We start from the raw sequence: 22825 nt of genomic DNA, 5'->3' as shown, positions 1-22825 counted from the left end.
CTGCAATTTGCGTGCTACTTTTTAACATCAAGCGCATCTAAGCGCTGTTTCACCACTTGGGCTAGCTTCTCAGCTGTGCGTATGGTGGTGCGCTCATCTGTCCATGAACTTTCCAGTTGTGCGGAATTGGACACCACTACAGTCTTGGTGTTGACATCGACGATGATCAGCCGGGGGTAGACAAACAAATAGGTAGGCTTGAGTGCTACACCTATTACTAGGTAGTCAGCCCCCATGTCTTTATTAAGCTCGATAGCGGTGTCCACATTGTCGTAAAGATAAGTGGGGGAATGTTTCTCGATTTCTGCTTGTACCTTCGTGTCTACAGGCAACACATTTATTCCCTGATTCTTCAGGCTTTCCTTGAATGTGGTTGACAGCAAGGCGATGCGCTTGAGCTCTTCAGGCGCATTGGGCAGGTCGGTCATATCATCCAGTTCAAAGGCCAGGACGATGACTCTGGGGCCTGCGTTGGCGGCTGAGGAAATGAAAACACTTAGGAGTAAGAGTGCTTTCAGTAATTTCAACAGTGAGTGCATTGATTCTCCATGATGAAACAAGCGAGCGCAGCGAAATAGTACAAATGACAATACTAAACTGTTTAGTATGAATATGTACTAAATAGTACACTTTTGAAAAATGTTTGCAAGGAAGTATTAAGAATTCAATACGGATAGTGGGTAGGAAGAATTTAAAAAGTGAGATGGAAAATGTGTTGTCTGAATCTGACATTGTGTGCTGCATGGTTTGCACTAGGCGTAGAAGTGCTAGTTTTTACTGTATTGCTAGGTAGGTGACACGTGAGGGAAGCAAGCGATTAATCAAGCAAAGCTATCTATGTATCTTGGCTGAAACGTCTGCAGATGAAGTCGAGAGCCCTAATGCTGCGACAGGGCTATCACTGTGGTGGGGAGAGGTCTATGCTGGCAGAGTAATGCGGCAGGCACCTGGCTTGGCCCATACGGGCATGAGCTGAAATTGTGTTGGTGTGACTGGGTGCCTGGTCATGTAAATCCAGGGCAAACAGCAACATTCACGGAGGTCGTGCCTTCTGTCTACCCTGGGCAGGATAGGCTACATCCCTATGTAGGTTGGGCCACCGCCACCTTCGGGTGTGCGCCAATTGATGTTCTGCAATGGGTCCTTGATGTCGCAGGTTTTGCAATGAATGCAATTGGCGGCATTGATTTGAAGGCGTGGGTTGCCTTCGGTAGTGACGATTTCATAGACGCCCGCCGGGCAATAGCGTTGTTCAGGTGCATCGTATTGCGGCAGGTTGATATCAATTGGAATGCTTTGATCACGCAGCACCAGGTGGCAGGGTTGGTCTTCCTCATGCATGACATTGGTGAGGTAGACCGACGATAGCTTGTCGAAGCTTACTACGCCATCAGGTTTTGGGTAGGCGATCTTGGGGCTGGAGGCGGCAGGCTTCAGGCTTTCATGATCTGCTTTGCCATGCTTAAGCGTCCATGGCGTGGTGATGCCGAACGAAGCCAGCCACATTTCCATGCCGCCGAAGATGCTACCAAGGATGTTGCCGAAGCGTGAGAGCGCTGGCTTGACGTTGCGCACGGCTTCCAGGTCTTTCCAAATCCAGGAGGCGCGGATTTTTTCTGGGTAACTTTCCAGTGTGGCACCGATTTTTTCCTGTGCCAGAGCCTCCACGACTGCTTCTGCCGCAAGCATGCCGGACTTCATGGCGTTATGCGAACCCTTGATGCGCGGTACATTCATGAAGCCAGCAGTGCAACCGATCAATAAGCCGCCGGGGAAGGCTAGGCGTGGGATGGATTGCAGACCGCCCTCGGTGAGGGCGCGGGCGCCATAGCTGATGCGCTTGCCGCCTTCCAGCAGCGGGCGGATGGCAGGGTGCGTCTTGAAACGCTGGAACTCGTCAAACGGGCTCAGGTGCGGGTTGCTGTAGTTAAGGTGCACCACGAAGCCGATAGCAACGGTGTTTTCCTTGAGGTGATAGATGAACGAGCCGCCACCCGTGCTGTTATCCAGCGGCCAGCCCTGTGAATGAGTGACCAGGCCAGGTTGTGATTTCTCTGGTGCAATCTGCCAGATTTCCTTGAACCCTATGCCGAATTTCTGTGGCTCGGACAGGGCGCGTAGCTGGAAGTGCTCGGTGAGGTCTTTGGTTAACGAGCCGCGCGCGCCCTCGGCAAACAGCGTGTAATGCGCACGTAATTCCATGCCCAGCGCAAAGCCTGGCTTTTCGTTGCCTTGCTTGTCGCGACCCATATCGCCAGTGATCACGCCTTGTACTGCACCAGCTTCGTCATAGATGACTTCTGCGGCGCTGAAGCCTGGGTAAATTTCCACACCCAGTGCTTCGGCCTGCTCACCCAGCCAGCGGCATACATCACCCAGGCTCACAATGTAATTGCCATGGTTATTCATGAGTGGCGGAATCAGCTTGGTGGGAATCTGCCAGCTTTTTTCCTGGCCCAAGACCAAGAAGTGATCATCCGTGACTGGTGTGTGCAGGGGAGCCCCTTTTTCTTTCCAATCGGGGATTAGTTCGTTGAGGGCAATCGGGTCGATCACAGCGCCGGACAAGATGTGAGCGCCTACCTCGGCGCCTTTTTCCAGCACGCAGACGCTGATTTCACGCGCTTGCTCCAGTGCCAGTTGCTTGATGCGGATCGCGGCAGAAAGCCCGGAAGGACCTGCGCCGACGATCAGTACGTCATAATTCATTACATCGCGTTGCATGCTAAAACTTTCATGGAATATACGGTATGTTGATTTCGTCACTGCGCCGCACATCGCGGGTCAGCAGTCGACAATGATTTAAGAATGCGCGTACTGCAGCTGTCTGGTATTTTTTCTTATGCCAGACAAACATGAACTGGCGTTTCAAGTCCAGTTCGGGGGTTGCCAATGCCACCAGATTGCCCCGGGCAATATCATCCTTGAGGGCGAGGCGGGAAATGCAGGCCAGGCCAATGCCGGATTCGACTGCACGTTTGATGGCTTCGGTATGCTCCAGCACCATGCGTACGTCCAAGCGGCTTTGATGGTGGCGCAAGGCATGATCAAAGGTTTCCCGCGTGCCTGAGCCTTGTTCGCGCAATACCCAGCTTGAGGTGAGCAGTTCATCCAGGCTGGCGCTGCCTTGTTTGGCAAGTGCATGCTGTGGTGAGCAGAATACGGTTAACTCATCTTCTATCCATGGCTCTACTTGCAAGTCTGGGTGATGGCAATTGCCCTCTATCAGGCCAAGGTCAAGATCATACTGGGCAACCTGTTGCATTACCGAGTTTGTATTCTGCACGTGCAATTGTACTTGGCAATCCTGATGCTGCTTCATGAATGAGCCGATCAGCAGGGTTGCGAGGTAGTTGCCTATGGTTAGCGTGGCCCCCACTTTTAGCAAGCCAAAGGTGGATTTTCCCTGTAAAATACTCTCTATTTCAGTGGCTCGGGAAAGCACCTCGGCTGCCATTGGCAGCAGGCTGCGGCCTAGCTCATTGAGTTTCAGCACTTTACCCATGCGGTCAAACAGTTTGCAGTCAAACTGTCGTTCCAGTTCGGCAAGTGCAGTGCTGGCAGCCGATTGCGACAAAGACAAATCCTCGGCCGCTCGTGACACATTCTCCAGGCGTGCAATGGCAACAAACACTTCTAGTTGTCGTAGGGTATGCTTCACCTGAGAATGATTCTCATATCGATATAATAGATATGTGATATACTGATAATTGATTTAACAGATATTTTACCGCTGATTAAAATACGCGGCAAATGATGGAGTGGGATCACAATATGAAAGTGTTAGTTGCGGTAAAGCATGTGGTGGATTACAACATCAAGCCACGCGTCAAGGCTGATGGATCTGATGTGGATATCGCCGGGGTGAAGTTGAGTATCAACCCGTTCGATGAAATCGCCGTGGAAGAGGCGATACGCCTGAAAGAGCGTGGCATCGCGACTGAGGTGGTGGCTGTCACAATTGGCAAGACCAATAGTCAAGATAGCTTGCGCCATGCGCTGGCGATGGGTGCCGACAAGGCTGTATTGATTGAGACTGATGTCGAAATGCAGCCATTGGCAGTGGCCAAGCTGTTGAGGTCAGTTATCGAGCGTGAGCAACCTGGTTTGATCATTCTGGGTAAGCAGGCTATCGATGATGATCTGGGCCAGACCGGCCAGATGCTGGCGGCCTTGATCAACGCTGGCCAAGGCACATTTGCCTCTGTTATTGATGTGAAGGGTGATGAGATCGAGGTGACGCGTGAAGTCGATGGTGGTACCGATGTCGTGGCACTCAAGCTACCAGCCGTGGTGACGACTGACTTACGCCTTAATGAACCGCGTTTCATCAAGCTACCAGCGTTGATGATGGCAAAGAAAAAACCAATTGAGACCATCAAGGCGGCAGAGCTTGGCATTGATATCAATCCGCGCCTCAAGCAGCACAAGGTGGCTGATCCTGAGGCGCGCAAGCCTGGCATCAAGGTCGCCAATGTTGCTGAACTCGTCGAAAAACTACGTCTTGCGGAAGTCCTGTAATGAGTATCCTGATTCTCGCCGAACACGACGGCAAACACATCAAGCAATCCACTCGCCAGGCAGTGACCGCTGCTGGCGCATGGCAATTGCCTATCCATCTTTTGGTTATTGGTGCCAATACGGCTGAAATCGCCGCGCAAGCGGCTGGTATTGCTGGTGTTGCCAAGGTATTGCAAGCCGATGCTGACCACTTTGCACATCCATTGGCTGAGGATGTCTCTGCCTTGTTGGTACAGCTGGGTAAAGATTACAAAGCCATTCTTTCCGCTCACACGGCATTCAGCAAGAGCGTACTGCCACGTGTGGCAGCATTGCTTGATGTTGGTATGGTGTCTGATGCCATCAGTATTACGGCTCCTGCTACTTATGTGCGCCCGATCTATGCCGGCAATGTGCTGGCGACAGTGGAAAGTAGCGATGCAATCCAGGTCGTGACTATTCGTGCAACCTCGTTTGTAGCTGCTGCTGATGGCGGTAGTGCGGAAGTAGCGGCAACTGCCTCACCTGCGGCGACTGGACTCAGTCGCTGGGTCAAGGAAGACAAAAATGTCTCTGACCGCCCTGAGCTGTCCTCAGCGCGGGTTGTTGTTTCCGGTGGGCGTAGTCTGGCGGAGCGTTTCAACGAGCTTCTTGAGCCGCTTGCCCACCGTTTCGGTGGTGCATTGGGTGCGACTCGTGCCGCCGTTGATGCAGGCTTTGCCCCCAATGACATCCAGGTCGGCCAAACGGGTACTATCGTGGCGCCAGAGCTGTATTTCGCGATCGGTATTTCCGGTGCGATGCAACACTTGGCCGGGATGAAGGACAGCAAGATCATCGTGGCCATCAACCACGATCCCGATGCGCCTATCTTCCAGTATGCAGATTACGGCCTGGTGGCAAACCTGTTTGATGCCGTGCCCGAGCTGACACAGGCTCTGAACCAATAATATTCAAAATCGTAAAGAGAATAGAATCTACATGAGTGCATTCAATACCGAGAAAGTCCTGAGCGTTAAGCACTGGAACGACAGCTTGTTCAGCTTTACCACCACCCGCAATGACGCTTTGCGCTTCGAAAACGGTCAGTTTGTGATGATTGGCCTGCAAGTCGATGGCAAGCCGCTGATGCGTGCTTATAGTATCGCCAGCCCCAATTATGCTGAGCACCTCGAGTTCTTCAGCATCAAGGTGCCGAATGGCCCGCTGACTTCACGCCTGCAACACTTGCAAGTTGGGGATGATCTGCTGGTGAGCCGCAAGCCAACAGGTACGTTGTTGTTGTCTGACTTGAAGCCAGGCAAGCACCTTTACCTGCTTTCCACTGGTACAGGTTTGGCTCCTTTCATTTGCCTGATTCAAGATCCTGAAATCTACGAGCGTTTTGAAAAAGTGATTTTGGTACATGGCGTGCGTCATGTGAACGATTTGGCTTACGAAGAGTTCATCACCAAAGAATTGCCGGAAAACGAATTCTTCGGTGAGCAGGTCAAGAACCAGTTGATCTACTACCCTACCGTGACGCGTGAAGAGTTCCGTAACCAGGGCCGTCTGACCGACCTCATGGAAAACGGCAAGCTGTTCGCCGATATTGGCCTGCCACCACTCAACCCCGAGACTGATCGCGCCATGTTGTGCGGTAGCCCGCAAATGCTGATTGATACCTGCAAGGTGCTGGACGCTGGTGGCTTGAAGATTTCCGAGCGTATTGGTGATGTGGCTGATTACGTGATCGAACGAGCGTTTGCAGAGAAGTAATCTTTAGCAGCCTTGTATCAAGCATCAATAGAAAGCTGGCATAGTGATATGCCAGCTTTTTTATTATCTAATGTCGAAGAAGGTGCACATGAATAGGGTATATCTCAGGCAGCCCCTGATGACGGATCAGGCCGAGTTTTTGGAAAAGGTACGTAATAGTTCCGGGTTACATGCAGCGTGGGTCAGCCCACCTGCTACTACTGAGCAATTTGGCTTGTATCTGGAGAAGAGGCACACGATCAATAGTGCTGCTTTTTTGATTTGTCATGCTGCTTCTGATGAAATTGTCGGTGTGGTGAATATCACCAACATTATTCTGGGGGCATTTTGTAGTGCCTACCTTGGCTATTACGCATTTGCGGGTTATGAGCGTCAGGGGCTCATGCAAGAAGGGTTGCTGAGCGTGATGACTCACGCTCGCGACAAGCTTGGTTTGCATCGTTTGGAAGCCAATATCCAGCCTGATAATGCGCCATCAATTGCTTTGGTGAAGAAATGCGGATTTTCTCTTGAGGGATATTCGCCGCAATATCTCAAGATTCACGGCCAATGGCGTGATCATGAGCGTTGGGCGGTTATTCTTTCAGCCAATTAGTGTTTGCCTCATTGTCATCGCATGCGCAAGGCATGATGCTGGCGAGTAAAAGCGCCTGCTACTAAGGTACCGGATAGCGCGGTGGTCCAGGTGGCGGCCCTGGTGGACGGCGGCGCTGCATATCCAGGTAGCGCATGTCGCCATCGCCGAAGAATTCCTTGATCAGAAAGTCCTCCAATCCGGCGCTGTCTTCCATGCGGGCGGAGAGTACGACCACACGTCCGAGTTGTCGCGATTCCCAGTTGAAGTCGCCCGAGTAGTGGCGGCGAATCAGCTCTATCATCTTGCGCACGGTAGCGCGCTGGATGTCTTCGCCTGCCTTGGCTTCAATCTGGAACACTTCACGCTTGGCGGTACTGAAATCGTTGATCCAGCCACGGAACTCGAACGTGGAGGTGTAATTGCTCATGCTGAGGATACGGAACACCCCGCTTGCACCTGAGGACAGGTTCTTCTTGATGGTTTCGTCGCGCTTTTCTTCTTCTGAGAGTGAGCGGTTGCCTGATTCACGCTGCGCGCGCTGGTTTTCCATCATGGCGGCATAGTTGCTGTCAGTGGAGCTGCGGTATTCGCGCATCGCATTCATGTATGAAGCCATATCTGAATATTGCGATGGATCGGGTGCCTGCTGGCGTGGCGGCGTTGGCACAGGTGCTGGAGCCGGGGTGGGCCTTTCTACGGGTTGCGGCACCGGTTTGTCTTTGCCTGTAATTACCTTGGGCTGCTTGCTGGATGGGCGTGGCTGTTTCTGTGTCTTACTAGGTTTTGCCACCGGTGGTGGTGCAGAGGCTGGTGGTGGTGCCATCTCCTGTTGTGGCTTTTTCTCGGGCTGAGCCAAGCTGACTACCAGCTCTTTTTGTCCGCCTTCCTTGTCGGCTTCTTCCCCTTGGTCCATGGTGGGCATAATGAAACCAAAGAACAAGATCAGGTGCAGAATTAGCGAGAAGATCAGTGCATACAGCGTACGGCGACTGATGCGAAACTCGATAAATTGCTCGTGGTCAGCAGGTGTTTCCCAAGGGAGATTGGCTGTGCCGGGCTGAGAGGGCGCCTTGCCGAAATGGCTCGTAATCCATGCAGTGATATGGCGAAACAGGCGCGGTGCAGCCACGGTAAATGTAGTCCGGGGTTCTTGGGTTGATTAGTTGGGGTTGAGGCTTGCCAGTGAGCGGTTGACGGCAATATAAGAGCCCAGCCAACCCAGCACAATAGCGCATGCGATTACTCCCAGGCTGATTTCCCAGCCGGGTAACACTAAGATGAAGCTGCTGCCATAAAGTTCTGCCAAATCGGCCACAGAGTGGTTAAAGATTGTAAGGATGCCGTTGACGAACCCGAGTCCAAGCAGACTGCCGCCAAGGCCATACAGCGTGCCGGCATAAAGGAAGGGGCGGCGGATGAAGCCATCGGTGGCACCGATCAGCTTGCTGACTTCAATCTCTTCGCGCTGGGTGGCAATTTGCAACCGAATGGTATTGCCAATGATGGCGATCAGGGCAAACCCAAGCAGGCAAGAAAGTATCCCAACGGCTTTCTTGCCTAGCTGTAGCACAGCATAAAGGCGCTTTGCCCAATCTGCATCTGCCAGCACATGTTCTACCCCTGGCCAGCCCTCGATTTCATGTTGTAACCGGGAAATCGCGTCTGGCGAATGATCTTTGGGCTCGATAAAAAAGGCATCTGGCAGGGGATTTTTCTCCAGCTGGCTGGCGACGCTTTGCGCTTCTTGCATCTCTTTCCACGCAGTATCCCTGCTGACAAACTGCTGTTTTGCGATACCTGGATGCTGCTCCAGCTTTTTCTTGAAGTCCTGCAATGCGGCTGATGTCACATCCAGCTTCATGAAGACGCTGATCTGTGGTTCGTTCTTGACCTCACCTGCCAGTTGGTTGAGGTTGTCGATCACGACGTAGAGAATGGCTGGAAGGCTCAGCGCGATACCAATCACGCTCCATATCATGATGGTGGAGAGCTTGTTGCGCATGATGCGCGACAAAACGAGACGCCAGACCTGGGTGTGCTGGTTGATCCAGTGTTTCATGATACCGAGAGCTTTCCATGATCAAGGTGCAGGATTTTTGCCGGGATATTCTGAATGCTGTGCGCATCGTGCGTAGCGATAATCACGGTAGCGCCAACTTGCTGAAACGCGCGGAATAGCGTCATGATGTCAGTGGCGTATTCCTCGTCGAGATTGCCGGTGGGCTCGTCCGCGATGAGGATCGCAGGACGGCTGACCACGGCGCGAGCAATCGCCAGCCGTTGCTGCTCTCCGCCGGACAAGGTGACCGGGATAGCTTTTTCCTTGGCAAGTAACCCTACTTTATCGAGTGCAGCACGGATGCGCTTGGCAGCTTCGTGGCCAGTGATGCCGTTGATGTAAAGCGGCAGGGCGACATTTTCGAAGCAGTTGCGATCATAAAGCAGCTTGTGATCCTGGAATACCAGGCCGAATTTGCGGCGCAGGTAGGGCAGCATGCGCGGACGCAGCTTGCTGATGTTCTGGTTGCCTATCAATACGGTGCCACTGGTCGGACGCTCTATGCCTGCCATCAGTTTGAGCAAGGTGCTCTTACCCGCGCCGGAATGGCCGGTGACGAATACCAGCTCGCCTGGCTCAATGGCAAAAGTCACATTGCGCAAGATATCGTCGCTGCCGCGGTAACGCTTGTTGACCTGGTCGAAACGTATCATGCGCGCCTAGTTTCCTTTTGCTGGTTATTCAAACAATGCATCAATAAACTCGCTGGCCTTGAACGGGCGCAAATCGTCAATCGACTCGCCTACGCCAATATAGCGGATAGGAATCGGACGAGATTGAGCAATCGCTGCAATGACGCCACCCTTGGCAGTCCCATCCAGCTTGCTCAATACCAGCCCTGTGACGCCTAAGGCATCGTCAAACGCTTTTACCTGGGTGACGGCATTTTGTCCGGTGTTGGAATCCAGCACCAACAGTACCTCGTGCGGCGCGCCAGGCAAGGCTTTATCGATTACGCGCTGCACCTTGCGGATTTCTTCCATCAGGTTGAGCTGGGTGGGCAAGCGGCCTGCGGTGTCTGCCAGCACAATGTCGATGCCCTTGGCCTTGGCGGAATTCACGGCATCAAAAATCACGGCAGCCGGGTCGCCGCTTTCCTGGGCAACGACATGCACATTGTTGCGTTCGCCCCAGGCTTGCAACTGTTCACGTGCTGCGGCACGGAAGGTATCGCCTGCCGCGATCAGTACTGACTTGCCTTGCGCCTGGAACAGGTTGGCAAGCTTGCCTATCGTGGTGGTCTTGCCAGCGCCATTAACGCCAGCCAGCATGATGACGAAAGGTTTTGCCGTCGTGCTGTCTAGTGGCTTTTCCAGCGGGGCCAGCAGTTCCAGCAAGGATTGCTTGAGTGCTTCCTTGAGCTGGCTGGTGTCGTTGAGGTTCTGGCGCTTGACACGGGTACGAATCTGCTCAAGCAGTGCCTGAGTTGCTGCGATGCCGACATCGGAGGTGAGGAGGATAGTTTCCAGCTCCTCATAGACATCCTCATCAATCTTGCCGCCACCAAACAGGCTTGCCAGTTGCAGGCCCAATTGGCTGCGGGTCTTGGCCAAGCCGCGCTTGAGTCGCTCTGTCCAGCTCAGGGTGGGTTTTTCCTGGGTGGGTACCTGAGGTGTGACTGGCGCTATTTTCTCCGGTTCAGGAGCTGGCACAGGCGGGGTTTTATCTTTTTTGAAAAAATCGAACATGGAGTGTGTTTTTAGCAATAAGCCGATATTTTAAAGCAAAACAAGGCGCTTGCACTGGCATAAGCGGGATATTCTAGGCATATCTTCAAGTATTTTGCCCAGCCGTCATTGGCTTGCTACATCTCTCATGCATATATGCCTCAGCTATAAGAACTAATGCTGAAACGGCTGGGTCAGAGCATGGTTGTATGACAGGTTGTTGTCATCTGGAACTTGGTAGCGCTGGTGGTGCAGGCAATCAGGCACTGCCGCTATAATGCATGAATAATGCGGCTAAAGGAGAATCGCAAGGTGTTTATTCGAGGAGTGTGGCTGGCACTGGCATTGATGCCAATCGCCGCCCAGGCAGCAGATACGCATGAGTTCAAGCTCGATAATGGCATGCGCGTTATCGTGCAGGAGGATCACCGGGCGCCGGTCGTGGTATCGCAAGTATGGTATCGCGCAGGCAGCGTGGATGAGGTTAACGGCAAGACCGGTGTTGCGCATGTGCTGGAGCACATGATGTTCAAAGGCACCAAGGCGGTGCCGCCAGGGCAATTCTCGCGCTTGATAGCCGCGGCGGGGGGGCGTGAAAATGCCTTTACCGGTACTGATTACACCGCTTATTACCAACAGCTGGAAAAGTCGCAATTGCCTCTGGCAATCAAGCTGGAGGCCGACCGCATGGCCAACTTGCAACTGACCAAGGAGGAGTTCTCCAAGGAAATCAAGGTGGTGATGGAAGAGCGCCGCTGGCGTACCGATGACAAGCCACAGGGCATGCTCAATGAGCAATTCAGTGCCGTAGCCTATCAGGCGCACCCTTATGGCCGTCCTATTGTTGGCTGGATGAATGATCTCGAGAACATGACGGTAGAAGATGCTCGCGAGTGGTACCAGACCTGGTACACGCCCAGCAACGCCATCCTGGTGGTGGCGGGCGATGTGGATGCACAAGCCGTACTCAAGTTGGCCAAGCAGCATTTTGGCGTAATCAAGCCACATGCTCTGCCTGCACGCAAACCACAGCTTGAGCCGCAGCAGATAGGCGAGCGCCGCCTGGTCGTGAAGGTGCCGGCCGAGCTGCCTTATGTGCGCCTGGGTTTTCATGTGCCGGTGTTACGGGATGCCGACAAAGACTGGGAGCCTTATGCCCTGGAAATCCTCGCCGGTGTGCTGGATGGGAATGCCTCGGCACGCTTGAATCAAAACCTCGTACGTCAACAGCAGCTTGCTGTCGATGTAGGCGCTGGGTATGACCTGATTCAACGGGGACAAGTGGGCTTGTTCGAGCTGGAAGGTACCCCAAGCGAAGGCAAGACTGTAGTTGAGCTGGAAGCCGCGCTGATTAATGAAGTGGAGCGTATCAAGCAGGATGGTGTTACTGAGGAAGAGTTGCAGCGCGTCAAGGCGCAGGTGATTGCCGCTGATGTGTACCAGCGTGATTCCGTGTTCTACCAGGCCATGCAGATTGGCCGGCTGGAGACTACCGGCTTTTCATGGCGCACGTTGCAAACTTACCCTGCCAAGTTGCAGGCGGTAACGCCACAGCAGGTGCAGGAGGTGGCGCGTAAATACCTGGTCAGGGACAGCATGACCGTTGCCACGCTAGACCCACAACCGATAGACCCCAATGCAAAACCAAAAGGCAAGCCACATGCGCATTAATCTTTCCCTTGTCCGGCGCGCGCAGCAGGCGCTCGTCGTTGCTGCTGGGCTGGTTGCCCTGCAAGCCCATGCTGCCCTTAACATCCAGCACTGGCAAACCAGTCAGGGCAGTGAAGTGTATTTTGTCGAGAATCATGACCTGCCCATCATTGATATCAGCACCAATTTTGCCGCAGGCAGTGCACGCGATGCTGGCAAGCCAGGCCTGGCAGGCATTACACGCTATCTCATGACCTTGGGGGCTGGTGGCCTGACCGATCAACAGATTTCCAATGGCATGGCGGATGTTGGTGCGGTGCTCGGGGGTGAGCTGGATGCAGACCGTGCAGCCCTCAAGCTGCGTACCTTGAGCAGCGTGCGCGAGCAGAATGCTGCATTAGATATCTATACCAAGATACTGCACCAACCTGATTTCCCCCAGGCTACGCTGGCACGTGAAAAGGCGCGCATCATTGCAGGCCTGAAGGAAGCCGCTACCCAGCCAGCGAGCATTGCCAATCGCGCCTTGCTGAAAGCCTTGTATGGCAATCATCCATATGCGGTGGACGAAGAGGGCGAACCTGAGTCGGTCAATGCATTGGCTGCAGCAGATTTGCAGCAGTTCTATCGCCAATACTATGGCGCAAAGAATGCCGTGATTGCCTTGATGGGCGATATGACGCCGGAGCAAGCCAAGGCTATCGCCGAGCGTATTTCCGCTGGCTTGCCTGATAGTCCTGCCGTTGCCGAGCTGCCGGAAGTGAGTTATCCGCAGGCTGCGGTGGAGCGCCGTATTCCACACCCTGCCAGCCAGTCACATATTTTGCTAGCTTATCCTGGCGTGAAGCGTGGTGATGCAGATTACTTTGCACTGTATGTTGGCAATTACATCCTCGGTGGTGGTGGCTTTGTTTCGCGCTTGACTGAAGAGGTGCGTGAGAAGCGGGGCCTAGTGTACAGCGTTTATAGCTATTTCATCCCCATGCAGCAATTGGGGCAGTTTCAGATCGGTTTGCAGACCAAGCGTGACCAGGCCGAGGATGCACTCAAGCTGGTGCGCGAAACCCTGGACAAATTTATTAGCCAGGGCGTGACCGAGGCCGAGCTTAAAGCCGCCAAGCAGAACATCATCGGTGGTTTCCCGCTGCGTATCGATAGCAACAGCAAGATCCTCGATTATCTTGCCGTGATTGGTTTCTACAAGTTGCCGCTGAATTATCTCGATGAGTTCAACGGCAAGGTGGAGGCGGTGACGGCTGCCCAAATCAAGGATGCGTTCAGCCGCCGCATAGACCCAAACAAACTGGTTACCGTGGTGGTGGGTGGCACTGATAGTGGCAGCAAGTAATCGTGTACGCATCAGCGGCGGCGAGTGGCGTAGCCGCCTGCTGAGTTTTCCTGATGTCGCCGGGTTACGCCCCACGCCAGACCGCGTGCGCCAGACCGTATTTAATTGGTTGGGGCAGGACATGCATGGTCGCCGGTGTCTGGACTTGTTTGCCGGAACAGGCGTGATGGGGTTTGAGGCGCTGTCTCGTGGGGCAAGTGCGGTGGTGCTGGTGGAAAAATCTCCTGCTGCTGCAAAATTTCTCCAGCAAAACAAGACCTTGCTCAAGGCAGAACAAGCACGTGTGTTGGCGCAAGATGCTACCCAGTTTCTGGCGCAGAATCGCGAGCAATTTGACGTGATTTTTGTTGATCCGCCTTATCAGCAAGGCTGGATTCCCAAGTTGTTACCTCATCTGGCCGCACACTTGGCCGAAGATGGCTTGGTGTATATAGAAGCGGAATTTGAGCTTCATGATGACGAGCACTGGCAAGTCATCAAACATGGCAAGGCAGGCAATGTTTTCTATCACCTGTTAAAATTGGCAGATAGATCAACCGATTGACCCTGTTGGCAGGCAGCAGCTTGCCAACATCGCCTTGCAAGGATTGTTTTTGAGCCAGTTGAAAGTTGTATATCCAGGGACATTTGACCCCATTACCCGAGGCCACGAAGATATCGTGCGCCGTGCCGCAGGCTTGTTTGACCACGTCATTGTCGCGGTTGCCAAAAGCACAGGTAAAAACCCCATGTTCTCGTTGGATGAACGTGTGGAACTTGCCTCTAGTGTATTGTCTGACTGCCCCAATGTCGAAGTGCTAGGTTTCTCTGGTTTATTAATGCAATTTGTACGCGAACAGGGCGCGCGTGCTGTGGTGCGCGGGTTGCGCGCCGTGTCAGATTTTGAATATGAATTCCAATTGGCTGGCATGAACCGCCAATTATTCCCCGAGATGGAAACCATCTTCCTTACCCCGGCTGAACAATACATGTTTGTCTCTGCCAGCTTGGTGCGCGAGATTGCCCAACTCAAGGGTGATGTCAGCAAGTTCGTCTCCCCGCTGGTGCAGGAGCGTATCGCGCTCAAGTTGGCGTGAGCGGAGCAGGAGTCCTAACATGGCCTTGATGATCACTGACGAATGCATCAACTGCGATGTTTGCGAGCCAGAATGCCCCAACGGTGCCATTTATCAAGGCCAGGAAATCTACGAGATTAATCCCAATCTATGCACCGAGTGTGTCGGCCATTTCAACAACCCGCAATGCCAGGATGTCTGCCCGGTGGCGTGTATTCCGCATGACCCCAACCGGGTGGAAACCCATGATCAGCTTTACCAAAAGTATTTGCAGATTATTTTGGTGAAGTAGATTTGGGATAGTGAGGTTGTTTTTTAGTTTTTCAATTATGTTGCTACTTGCGTAGGGAATAGCGAAATTTATAACCCATTAGCAATTGCTTGTTTGATTATTAGAGCCACAGATTCTTTAGTTATTCCACGTTCTTGACAGTAGTTCGACTGCAACCACACAGAAAGCTGCTTTTGTCCTTTGCTTGCGTTGCATCCACAACAGCAAAGAGCGATGTTTTCTCTGGTGATTATTTTTTCATCGTTAATTATATGTTCCCAGCTTGCAGCGGATTTTCTTGAAACTTGCGAATGCGTGAAGGGAGTACTGCAATACACGCATACCTTGTCTCTCGCACGAACCTCGATTTCCAGCCAATCAGGGATATTCCAATTATTCGCCATCGTTAGCTATTTTACTCATAACTATAATTTTATGATGGGCGCAATCGTATTGGATGAGATTGAGCTAAGTCAATCTGACTGAAGCCATATTAAACATAAAAGATAAGGTTTTCTCTCATAAAGCCTGAATTCAGTATGGTTATAATGAAGCTTTGAATCAGTATGGAGAAGGTGCCGTGCGTATATTACATACCATGTTGCGGGTAGGTGATCTGGAAAAATCCATTACCTTTTATACCAATGTGCTAGGCATGAAGTTGTTGCGCCGGCATGAGTATCCTGATGGCCAATTCACCTTGGCATTTGTCGGGTATGGTAGCGAGGCCGATCAAGCTGTGATTGAGTTGACCTATAACTGGGGCACCGAAAGTTATGACAAGGGTAATGCCTATGGCCACATCGCGATTGAAGTTGACGATGCCTATGCAGCCTGTGAGGCGGTCAAGCAGGCGGGCGGCAAGGTAGTACGTGAGGCTGGGCCGATGATGCATGGCACGACGGTGATTGCTTTTGTTGAAGACCCGGATGGGTACAAAGTGGAATTCATTCAGAAGGGCACTTGGACGCCTGCGTGAGCGGATGCCTAGGAGATAAGGCGGCCTTGCTCGCGGCGTATCCTCTCAATCACAGATTGTCTGCGTGATACATCCACTGCCATTTATGTCGTAAGGAGCTACTGATGTTACAAGCCTTACCCCTGGCTAATCCAGGGCATTCCCAGGATTTGTTGCAGGAGTTGATTGCTTACGCGCAAGCTTTGCCCTCGGTGCGTACCGGGGTAGTGCACCCTTGTGATGCTGTCAGCCTGGAAGCGGCGTTGGAGGCCAAGGCGCTCGGCCTGATCACGCCTGTGCTGATCGGGCCGCGTGCGCGTCTTGAGGCTGTGGCTGCGCAGCATGGGCTTGCGCTGGATGGTGTCGAGATTGACGATGTGCCGCATAGCCATGCAGCAGCTGCCCGAGGTGCAGAGCTTGCGGCGGCAGGAAAGGTGCAGGCGTTGATGAAGGGCAGCCTGCATACCGATGAGCTGATGTCCGCCATCTTGCCTTCCAGTGCGGGCTTGCGCACCAAGCGCCGTGTTTCGCATTGCTTCCTTATGCACGTGCCGACTTATCCGCGTGCCTTCATTATTACCGATGCCGCCATCAATATTGCGCCTGACCTGCTGGCCAAGGCCGATATCGTGCAAAACGCCATCGATCTTGCACATGTACTTGGTGTGGCTTCTCCCAAGGTGGCATTGCTGGCAGCAGTGGAAACGGTTTCGCCAAATATGCCAGCAACATTGGATGCTGCTGTGCTATGCAAGATGGCGGACCGTGGGCAGATCACTGGCGGCGTGCTGGATGGGCCGCTGGCATTTGATAATGCAGTTTCCAGCGAGGCAGCACAGATCAAGGGCATACGCTCCGAGGTTGCTGGTGTAGCAGATATTTTGGTCGCGCCAGACCTCGAAAGTGGCAATATGCTCGCCAAACAACTGGAATATTTGGGCAATGCCCACAGCGCGGGCATTGTGCTTGGGGTCAAGGTGCCGGTGGTGCTGACTAGTCGTGCTGATCCCAAGCCCAGTCGTTTGGCCTCCTGCGCCGTGGCAGTCATACTCGCCGATCATTACCGTGAGAGCCCGCCATGAGCCAATGGGTGTTGGTGCTGAACTGCGGTTCTTCCAGCATCAAGTTTGGCTTGTTCGATATCAGCCAGGCCGTGATCCCACGTAAGCCGCGCTGGAACGGCAAGGTGGATGGCATTCTTGGCTCCGGCCCGACCTATGGCGATAGCGTGACAACGCCACACGCCATAGCGCTGGGTAGCGAGCATCCTTACTCAGAGGCATTGCGTCATATCATTGAGCGCACCCAGGTACAACTACAGGATGATGTTCTCGTGGCGATTGCGCACCGTGTGGTGCATGGTGGCAGCCGTTACTTCAAGCCCGTGCTTGTTAATGATGAGGTTCTGCGTGATTTACGTAGCTACATCCCCCTGGCACCACTGCACCAGCCTTTTGCGCTGGAAGCGATAGAGCGGTTGCTGGAAATCGACCCCAGCCTACCGCTGGTCGCTTGTTTCGATACCGCTTTTCACCATACCCTGCCCGAAGTCGAGCAAGTCCTGCCGTTGCCCTATGCTGCATTCGAGCGCGGCATCAGGCGTTATGGATTTCATGGCTTGTCTTACGAGTATATGGCAGTGCACCTGCCTGAACTGGCTGGCGATCATGCCAGGGGGCGTGTCATTGTTGCCCATCTGGGGAGCGGCGCCAGTTTGTGTGGCATGCATGACTTGCAGAGCGTAGCGACCACCATGAGCTTTTCTGCGCTAGATGGCTTGATGATGGGTACGCGTAGTGGTGCGCTTGATCCTGGTGTGTTGCTGCACATGATGGAGGTGGAGCACCTGACACCTGCCAGGGTGGGGGAAATGCTGTACCACGAATCAGGTTTGCTCGGCGTCTCTGGTATTGCTGCTGATCCACGCATGTTGCTGCAATGCGAGGCAACAGAGCCGCGTGCGCGCTTGGCGTTGGCGTTGTATGTGCGGCGTATCGTGCGCGAGATTGGCTCCATGGTGGCAGCACTTGGCGGGCTGGATTTGCTGGTATTCACGGCTGGCATTGGCGAGCACAATGCCGAAATCCGTCTGCGCATCATCCAAGGGCTGGCGTTTCTAGGTGTTCAGATTGAGCTTGCTGCCAATCAAGCCGATGCCACGGTGATTTCCTCTGCTGCCAGCGCTATCCCCGTGCTGGTGGCCTTGACCAACGAAGAGTGGATGGCAGCTAGCCACGCGCAGCGCTTGTTAAAGCCCGGCTTGAGCGAAGTGTAAGCCTTTGTAAGCGTTGACAGCACTAAGCCGGTGGCTGTGTAGGGTTGTGTAAATTCAATTGCGGCGATTCCTAGGGGACAATACTATTGTTCTCAACTACCCCTACTATTGGCTGGCTATGCATGTTTGACAGGCATAGCAGCTAGTTTAACCATCCAATGCAGATGCATCATATCTTATGTCTAGACCACTATTAAAAACCCTGCGTCCCTGGCTCATCTTGCTACTTATACTGGCTGCTGTTGGGTATGCGCTGTGGAAGTATGTGCCTTTGAACTCCTCTACTAACCAGGGTCCTCCAGGAATGGGACAGGCTATGCCACCTGGTGGGCCGGGTGGCCCTGGCGGTGGGGCATCCAGGCCAAGGCCAAGCGGTGGTTTCCCCGGTGGTGGTCATCGCGGCATGTTCGGTGAGAGTATGCTGGTGAGTGTGGGGCAGGTGGTGGAGGCACCGCTCTCGGTGCAATTGGATGCGGTGGGAACGGTGACTTCGCTGAATACCGTGAATGTGACGGCCCGCGTGGAAGGGCAATTAACCCGCATATTGTTTACCGAGGGGCAAGAGGTGAAGCAAGGGGACGTGCTGGCCGAAATCGACCCGCGCCCTTACCTGGCGGCCCTCAAGCAGGCTGAGGGTGTGGTGAGCCAGTATCGCGCCCAGCTCAAGAACGCCGAGATAGACTTAGCGCGTTATCAGGAACTCAAGGATGAGGACTCCATCGCCGTTCAAACCCTGGATACGCAAGCGGCATTGGTGCGCCAATACCAGGGCAATCTTGATAATGCCTTGGGGCAGCTGGAGGCGGCAAAGCTTAACTTAGAATTCACTCAGGTACGTGCGCCTATCAGTGGTCGTATTGGTTTGCGCCAAGTTGACGTGGGTAACCAGGTGACTGTGAATGCGACGACCCCGATTACGGTGTTGACGCAAGCACGTCCGATCAGCGTGGTGTTCAGCTTGCCGGAACAGCAATTATCTACTGTGCGGCGCCAGCTCAAGCAGAATCCCGATAAATTGGTGGTGGAAGCGCTGGGTCGCCAGCGTCAGGTGCGCCTTGCTTCAGGTAAGGTGGCGAGTATTGATAACCAGATTGATGTAACGACTGGTACATTCAAGCTACGGGCACGTTTTGACAATGGCGACGACAGTCTTTATCCCAACCAGTTCGTTAACGTGCGCCTGCATGCGGCCGAGTTAGCCAAGGCCTTACTGATCCCGAGTGGCGCTTTGCAACGCGATGACCAAGGCACGTATGTCTACGTGATTGATGCAGAAAAAACCGTGGCGAAGCAACGCGTGACGGTAGGTATCAGCCAGGCAGAGCAGGTGGAAATCCGCCAGGGCTTGAATGCAGGGCAGCGTATCGTCATTGATGGTGTAGACCGCCTATCTGACGGCATGACGGTGCGTGTGTCAGGTGAGGATGATGCACAGGCTGCGGCGGGCCATGGTGGCGAGGGTAAGCACGGTGGCGCATGGCAGCAAGGCGGACAGGGTCGTGGCGGTGATGGCGCTTCAATGAGGCAGGGTAGAGGCCCACGTTCATGAACCCCTCGCGGATGTTCATTGAAAGGCCGGTGGCGACCACGTTGCTGATGCTCGCCCTATTGATTTCGGGCATCCTCGGTTATCGCTTGCTGCCCGTTGCCTCATTACCTGAGGTGGAGTATCCGACGATGCAGGTCAAAACCCTGTATCCCGGGGCCAGCCCGGAAGTCATCAATGCCATGGTCACAGCGCCATTGGAAAGCCAGTTGGGACGGATTGCCGGGCTGGATGAAATGTCATCCAGCAGTGCAGGTGGCGCATCAGTCATCACCTTGCGCTTCAATCTCAATACCAGCCTGGGCATTGCCGAGCAGGGCGTGCAGGCAGCGATCAATACGGCTTCCAACCTGTTGCCCAGCGATTTGCCCAGCCAGCCGGTGTATAGCAAGGTCAACCCTGCGGATGTGCCGGTCCTCACGCTGGCGGTGACCTCGGAAGCGCTATCCATGCCTAAGGTGCAGGATTTGGTTGATACACGGCTAGCGCAGAAGATTGCGCAGATTTCAGGCGTGGGCATGGTGAGCATCAGCGGAGGGCAACGCCCTGCGGTGCGGGTGAGTGCAAACTCTACCGCCCTGGCGGCATATGGCCTTAGCCTGGAGTCTATACGCACGGCAATCGCTAGCAATAATCTCAATGGTTCCAAAGGCAGCTTCAATGGGGCGACACGCTCCACGACCATCGATGCCAATGACCAGATGCGCAGCGCGGAGGAGTACCGCAACCTGGTGTTGAGCTACCAGAATGGCGCACCGATACGCCTCAAAGATGTGGCGCAGGCCTATGATGGGGCCGAGAATGAATATCTCGCCGCCTGGGCTAACGAAAAGCCTGCCGTGATCGTCAATATCCAGCGCCAGCCTGGGGCGAATGTGATTGACGTGGTGGAGCGTGTGCGGGAGATGTTGCCCGCGCTGGAGGAAAGCCTGCCGGAAAACGTGCAGGTGTCTATCCTCAGTGATCGTAGCCAGACCATCCAGGCATCGGTCAAGGATACGCAGTTCGAGCTGTTACTGGCGATTGCACTGGTGGTGCTGGTGACTTTCTTCTTCCTGCAAGATGGACGGGCGACGCTGATTCCCTCGGTGGCTGTGCCGTTATCATTGATCGGGACATTTGGCGTCATGTACCTGGCGGGTTTTTCCATCAATAACCTGACGCTGATGGCGCTGACGATTGCGACCGGTTTTGTCATCGATGATGCGATTGTGATGCTGGAAAATATTGAGCGCTACATTGAGCAGGGCGATCATCCCTTGCAGGCGGCGCTCAAGGGCTCCAGGCAGATCAGTTTCACCATCATCTCGCTGACCATTTCGCTGGTGGCGGTGTTGATTCCGCTGCTGTTCATGAGCGATGTGGCGGGCCGCTTGTTCCGTGAGTTTGCCTTGACATTGGCGATTGCCATCCTGGTGTCCATGCTGATTTCCCTCACCTTGACACCCATGCTCTGCGCGTTGTGGCTCAAGCATGCGCCTGCCAGCGAGAAAGGCCGTTTTGCCAGTGCTGGCGCACGCATGATGCAAGGTCTGATTGATCGATATGGCAAAGCCTTGAAATGGGTGCTGGCGCACCAGGTCTTAACCCTGATGGTGGCGCTGGTGACGTTGGTGATTACGGTGTTGTTTTATCTTTATTTGCCCAAGGGCTTTTTCCCTACCCAGGATACCGGTTTGATTCAGGGCGTCAGTGAGGCACCGCAATCGGTTTCGTTTGCTGCCATGGCAAAGAAGCAGGAGCAACTTGCCCGTATCATCAAGCAAGATCCTGCAGTGGAAAGTGTGTCGTCCTATATTGGTGTTGATGGCACCAATGAGGCACTGAACACTGGCCGGGTGCTGATCAACCTCAAGCCGCATGCGGAGCGTAACGTGACCGCCAGCCAGGTTATTGCACGCCTGAAGCAGGCCACCGCAGACATCCCGGATTTCAAGCTTTACCTGCAAGCCGTGCAGGATTTGAGCATAGAAGACAAGACCAGCCGCACGCAGTATCGTTTCCTGCTCACTGACCCTGATATTGCCGTGTTGCAATCGGCCATGCCACGCGTGATGGAAAAATTGCGCCAACTGCCGGAAATTACCGATGTGGCGAGTGATTTGCAGGATAAGGGCTTGCAGGCTTACCTGGTGATAGACCGCGACAATGCCGCCCGGCTCGGCGTGACTGTGTCTAGCATCAATGCTGCCTTGTACAACGCGTTTGGCCAGCGCCTGATTTCCACTATCTACACGCAGGCCAGCCAGTATCGCGTGGTGATGGAGGTGCCGCCTAATTTCCGCAATGGCCCAGAGGCGCTTGCCAATCTGTATATCCCCGGTAGTAGTACGGATAGTGCAGGCAATGTGGTGACAACGCAGGTGCCGCTGACTGCCCTAGTGCGGGTGGAAGAGCGCAATACCTTGCTGACGATCAACCATATTGCCCAGTTCCCCGCGGCGACGGTCTCCTTCAACCTTGCTGACAATGTCGCGTTGGGGCATGCGGTGGCAGCCATCCGCACTGCTGTTGATGAGTTAGAGTTGCCGGGCAGTGTGCAGACGCGCTTCCAGGGTGCAGCGCTGGCGTTTGAGGCTTCCTTGTCGAATACGCTGTTCCTTATCCTGGCTGCACTGGTGTGCATGTATATCGTGCTGGGCATTCTTTATGAAAGCTTCATCCATCCCGTTACTATCCTCTCTACCTTGCCATCAGCGACCGTGGGGGCCTTGCTGGCTTTGTGGGTACATGGGCAGGAGATTGGCATGGTGGCGATCATCGGCATCATTCTCCTGATCGGCATCGTCAAGAAAAACGCGATCATGATGATTGACTTTGCCCTGGCTGCCGAGCGCGAACAAGGGCTAAAGCCTGTAGATGCGATCTACCAGGCCTGCCTGTTGCGTTTCCGCCCCATCCTCATGACCACCATGGCGGCCTTGTTTGGTGCTTTGCCGTTGATGTTTGCCAGCGGCGCAGGGGCTGAATTGCGCCAGCCGCTCGGTATCACCATGGTGGGCGGTTTGCTGCTGTCACAATTGTTGACCATCTTTACCACGCCCGTGATCTATCTGCTGTTTGATCGGTTGGCGCGCCGTCGTGCCAAGGTGCAAACCCGCATCACTGATGCGGACGAGGAGCTGGCATGATGCAGTGCGGGAGCGCAGGCGCATGAGGCG

The 22825-nt window shown here is 54.0% G+C and carries 21 protein-coding genes; 14 read left to right on the top strand and 7 right to left on the bottom strand.

Annotation, left to right across the window (positions count from 1 at the left end; all coding sequences use genetic code 11):
* Positions 1-14: 14 nt before the first annotated feature.
* The 3 genes from LG202_RS07790 to LG202_RS07780 form a co-directional block, all read right to left on the bottom strand.
* On the bottom strand, positions 15-539 hold the full coding sequence (locus LG202_RS07790; RefSeq protein WP_230347822.1) for a DUF2380 domain-containing protein: 525 nt from the start codon (positions 537-539) through the stop codon (positions 15-17).
* A 535-nt stretch (positions 540-1074) separates the two neighbouring features.
* The gene (locus LG202_RS07785; RefSeq protein ID WP_230347821.1) at positions 1075-2724 is read right to left on the bottom strand and encodes an electron transfer flavoprotein-ubiquinone oxidoreductase; all 1650 of its coding nucleotides are present in this window, start codon (positions 2722-2724) and stop codon (positions 1075-1077) included.
* Between the two features lie 10 nt (positions 2725-2734).
* Positions 2735-3661, bottom strand: a complete 927-nt coding sequence (locus LG202_RS07780; protein ID WP_230347820.1) for a LysR family transcriptional regulator — start codon at positions 3659-3661, stop codon at positions 2735-2737.
* Positions 3662-3774: 113 nt separating this feature from the next.
* On the opposite strand from LG202_RS07780, the gene LG202_RS07775 reads away from it, so the two are divergent.
* The 4 genes from LG202_RS07775 (at position 3775) to LG202_RS07760 (ending at position 6853) form a co-directional block, all read left to right on the top strand.
* On the top strand, positions 3775-4521 hold the full coding sequence (locus LG202_RS07775; protein ID WP_230347819.1) for an electron transfer flavoprotein subunit beta/FixA family protein: 747 nt from the start codon (positions 3775-3777) through the stop codon (positions 4519-4521).
* On the top strand, positions 4521-5450 hold the full coding sequence (locus tag LG202_RS07770; protein WP_230347818.1) for an electron transfer flavoprotein subunit alpha/FixB family protein: 930 nt from the start codon (positions 4521-4523) through the stop codon (positions 5448-5450). The genes LG202_RS07775 and LG202_RS07770 overlap by 1 nt, the downstream gene beginning before the upstream one ends.
* A gap of 31 nt (positions 5451-5481) precedes the next feature.
* A complete protein-coding gene (locus LG202_RS07765) occupies positions 5482-6258 on the top strand; it encodes a ferredoxin--NADP reductase (protein WP_230347817.1) in 777 nt (258 codons plus the stop codon).
* 88 nt (positions 6259-6346) lie between these two features.
* Positions 6347-6853, top strand: coding sequence for a GNAT family N-acetyltransferase (locus tag LG202_RS07760; protein ID WP_230347816.1), 507 nt, complete (start codon positions 6347-6349; stop codon positions 6851-6853).
* 61 nt (positions 6854-6914) lie between these two features.
* Here the strand turns inward: LG202_RS07760 and LG202_RS07755 are convergent, their stop codons facing one another.
* From LG202_RS07755 to ftsY, 4 genes are read right to left on the bottom strand one after another with little or no spacing between them, the layout of a single operon-like run.
* The gene (locus LG202_RS07755) at positions 6915-7964 is read right to left on the bottom strand and encodes an energy transducer TonB (RefSeq protein ID WP_230347815.1); all 1050 of its coding nucleotides are present in this window, start codon (positions 7962-7964) and stop codon (positions 6915-6917) included.
* 30 nt (positions 7965-7994) lie between these two features.
* Complete coding sequence (ftsX, locus tag LG202_RS07750; protein ID WP_230347814.1) at positions 7995-8894, bottom strand: permease-like cell division protein FtsX; 900 nt, start codon at positions 8892-8894, stop codon at positions 7995-7997.
* Positions 8891-9547 carry a cell division ATP-binding protein FtsE gene (gene ftsE, locus LG202_RS07745; protein ID WP_230347813.1) on the bottom strand — a complete coding sequence of 219 codons (657 nt, stop codon included), beginning with the start codon at positions 9545-9547 and terminating at the stop codon, positions 8891-8893. The genes ftsX and ftsE overlap by 4 nt, the downstream gene beginning before the upstream one ends.
* Before the next feature lie 24 nt (positions 9548-9571).
* Complete coding sequence (gene ftsY, locus LG202_RS07740; RefSeq protein WP_230347812.1) at positions 9572-10582, bottom strand: signal recognition particle-docking protein FtsY; 1011 nt, start codon at positions 10580-10582, stop codon at positions 9572-9574.
* A 327-nt stretch (positions 10583-10909) separates the two neighbouring features.
* Here ftsY and LG202_RS07735 point away from each other — a divergent pair, with 327 nt between their 5' ends.
* The 10 genes from LG202_RS07735 (at position 10910) to LG202_RS07690 (ending at position 22795) form a co-directional block, all read left to right on the top strand.
* Positions 10910-12232 (top strand): M16 family metallopeptidase, encoded by a 1323-nt coding sequence (locus tag LG202_RS07735; RefSeq protein WP_230348074.1) that lies wholly within the window; start codon positions 10910-10912, stop codon positions 12230-12232.
* Positions 12222-13559 carry a M16 family metallopeptidase gene (locus LG202_RS07730; protein ID WP_230347811.1) on the top strand — a complete coding sequence of 446 codons (1338 nt, stop codon included), beginning with the start codon at positions 12222-12224 and terminating at the stop codon, positions 13557-13559. The genes LG202_RS07735 and LG202_RS07730 overlap by 11 nt, the downstream gene beginning before the upstream one ends.
* Positions 13546-14103, top strand: coding sequence for a 16S rRNA (guanine(966)-N(2))-methyltransferase RsmD (gene rsmD, locus LG202_RS07725; RefSeq protein ID WP_230347810.1), 558 nt, complete (start codon positions 13546-13548; stop codon positions 14101-14103). The genes LG202_RS07730 and rsmD overlap by 14 nt, the downstream gene beginning before the upstream one ends.
* Positions 14104-14152: 49 nt before the next feature.
* The gene (gene coaD / locus LG202_RS07720; protein WP_230347809.1) at positions 14153-14635 is read left to right on the top strand and encodes a pantetheine-phosphate adenylyltransferase; all 483 of its coding nucleotides are present in this window, start codon (positions 14153-14155) and stop codon (positions 14633-14635) included.
* 19 nt (positions 14636-14654) lie between these two features.
* The gene (locus LG202_RS07715; RefSeq protein WP_230347808.1) at positions 14655-14906 is read left to right on the top strand and encodes a YfhL family 4Fe-4S dicluster ferredoxin; all 252 of its coding nucleotides are present in this window, start codon (positions 14655-14657) and stop codon (positions 14904-14906) included.
* A 559-nt stretch (positions 14907-15465) separates the two neighbouring features.
* Positions 15466-15864: a lactoylglutathione lyase gene (gene gloA / locus LG202_RS07710; RefSeq protein WP_230347807.1), complete on the top strand. Its 399-nt coding sequence runs from the start codon at positions 15466-15468 to the stop codon at positions 15862-15864.
* 104 nt (positions 15865-15968) lie between these two features.
* The gene (locus LG202_RS07705) at positions 15969-16925 is read left to right on the top strand and encodes a bifunctional enoyl-CoA hydratase/phosphate acetyltransferase (protein ID WP_230347806.1); all 957 of its coding nucleotides are present in this window, start codon (positions 15969-15971) and stop codon (positions 16923-16925) included.
* On the top strand, positions 16922-18118 hold the full coding sequence (locus LG202_RS07700; protein WP_230347805.1) for an acetate/propionate family kinase: 1197 nt from the start codon (positions 16922-16924) through the stop codon (positions 18116-18118). Before LG202_RS07705 ends, LG202_RS07700 begins: the two co-directional genes overlap by 4 nt.
* Positions 18119-18296: 178 nt before the next feature.
* Positions 18297-19667: an MdtA/MuxA family multidrug efflux RND transporter periplasmic adaptor subunit gene (locus tag LG202_RS07695; RefSeq protein ID WP_230347804.1), complete on the top strand. Its 1371-nt coding sequence runs from the start codon at positions 18297-18299 to the stop codon at positions 19665-19667.
* An 11-nt stretch (positions 19668-19678) separates the two neighbouring features.
* Complete coding sequence (locus LG202_RS07690; protein ID WP_459724581.1) at positions 19679-22795, top strand: MdtB/MuxB family multidrug efflux RND transporter permease subunit; 3117 nt, start codon at positions 19679-19681, stop codon at positions 22793-22795.
* Positions 22796-22825 lie beyond the last annotated feature (30 nt).

The organism is Methylobacillus methanolivorans (genome assembly GCF_054588515.1).
This window is presented reverse-complemented; position numbering and strand designations above follow the sequence as displayed.

What these genes read in the sequence shown, in the direction of transcription:
- LG202_RS07790 (WP_230347822.1), bottom strand. Translation starts at nt 539, where the DNA reads ATGCACTCACTGTTGAAATTACTGAAAGCACTCTTACTCCTAAGTGTT.
- LG202_RS07785 (WP_230347821.1), bottom strand. Translation starts at nt 2,724, where the DNA reads ATGCAACGCGATGTAATGAATTATGACGTACTGATCGTCGGCGCAGGT.
- LG202_RS07775 (WP_230347819.1), top strand. Translation starts at nt 3,775, where the DNA reads ATGAAAGTGTTAGTTGCGGTAAAGCATGTGGTGGATTACAACATCAAG.
- LG202_RS07770 (WP_230347818.1), top strand. Translation starts at nt 4,521, where the DNA reads ATGAGTATCCTGATTCTCGCCGAACACGACGGCAAACACATCAAGCAA.
- LG202_RS07765 (WP_230347817.1), top strand. Translation starts at nt 5,482, where the DNA reads ATGAGTGCATTCAATACCGAGAAAGTCCTGAGCGTTAAGCACTGGAAC.
- LG202_RS07760 (WP_230347816.1), top strand. Translation starts at nt 6,347, where the DNA reads ATGAATAGGGTATATCTCAGGCAGCCCCTGATGACGGATCAGGCCGAG.
- ftsX (WP_230347814.1), bottom strand. Translation starts at nt 8,894, where the DNA reads ATGAAACACTGGATCAACCAGCACACCCAGGTCTGGCGTCTCGTTTTG.
- ftsE (WP_230347813.1), bottom strand. Translation starts at nt 9,547, where the DNA reads ATGATACGTTTCGACCAGGTCAACAAGCGTTACCGCGGCAGCGACGAT.
- ftsY (WP_230347812.1), bottom strand. Translation starts at nt 10,582, where the DNA reads ATGTTCGATTTTTTCAAAAAAGATAAAACCCCGCCTGTGCCAGCTCCT.
- LG202_RS07735 (WP_230348074.1), top strand. Translation starts at nt 10,910, where the DNA reads ATGCCAATCGCCGCCCAGGCAGCAGATACGCATGAGTTCAAGCTCGAT.
- LG202_RS07730 (WP_230347811.1), top strand. Translation starts at nt 12,222, where the DNA reads ATGCGCATTAATCTTTCCCTTGTCCGGCGCGCGCAGCAGGCGCTCGTC.
- LG202_RS07715 (WP_230347808.1), top strand. Translation starts at nt 14,655, where the DNA reads ATGGCCTTGATGATCACTGACGAATGCATCAACTGCGATGTTTGCGAG.
- LG202_RS07705 (WP_230347806.1), top strand. Translation starts at nt 15,969, where the DNA reads ATGTTACAAGCCTTACCCCTGGCTAATCCAGGGCATTCCCAGGATTTG.
- LG202_RS07700 (WP_230347805.1), top strand. Translation starts at nt 16,922, where the DNA reads ATGAGCCAATGGGTGTTGGTGCTGAACTGCGGTTCTTCCAGCATCAAG.
- LG202_RS07695 (WP_230347804.1), top strand. Translation starts at nt 18,297, where the DNA reads ATGTCTAGACCACTATTAAAAACCCTGCGTCCCTGGCTCATCTTGCTA.
- LG202_RS07690 (WP_459724581.1), top strand. Translation starts at nt 19,679, where the DNA reads ATGTTCATTGAAAGGCCGGTGGCGACCACGTTGCTGATGCTCGCCCTA.